Source organism: Pseudoalteromonas sp. S3178 (assembly GCF_005886985.1).
Taxonomy (GTDB): domain Bacteria; phylum Pseudomonadota; class Gammaproteobacteria; order Enterobacterales; family Alteromonadaceae; genus Pseudoalteromonas; species Pseudoalteromonas carrageenovora.
This window is the reverse complement of the sequence record NZ_PNCW01000478.1, coordinates 1-424: the sequence shown is the minus strand read 5'-3', so window position 1 is coordinate 424 and position 424 is coordinate 1. Positions and strand designations below refer to the sequence as shown.

Here is a 424-nt window from a genome sequence, read left to right as displayed (position 1 = left end):
AATTAGCTACTTCGCAAAACATGTGGATAATGCCAGGCAGATGGCTGTCTCACCTACTGGCGTAGTCTATGTGGGATCACGCAAAGCAGGCAAGGTGCATGCTTTAATTGATAGCGATAAAGATGGTAAAGCTGATCGAAAAATAGTGTTGGCTCAGGGGCTCAACATGCCTTCGGGCTTAGCCATGAAAGGTAATGATTTATTTGTTGCTGAAGTTAATCGGGTGATCCGCTTTGCGAATATAGACAAGCAATTAAATGCCACAGCAAAGCAGTTTAATTATGAGGTGGTTTTTGATGAACTACCGAGTAAACGTCATCATGGTTGGAAGTTTATTCGCTTTGCAGATAATGGAGAATTGCTTATTCCGGTTGGCGTGGCATGTAATGTGTGTACAGAAGACCCAAAATTTGGCCGCATATTC

1 protein-coding gene is annotated in these 424 nt (G+C 42.7%); it reads left to right on the top strand.

Translation table 11 applies throughout. The features are described from left to right. Positions 1-424: PQQ-dependent sugar dehydrogenase family protein (locus tag CWC11_RS21830; protein WP_502704827.1), on the top strand; the 424-nt coding region annotated here is incomplete at both ends.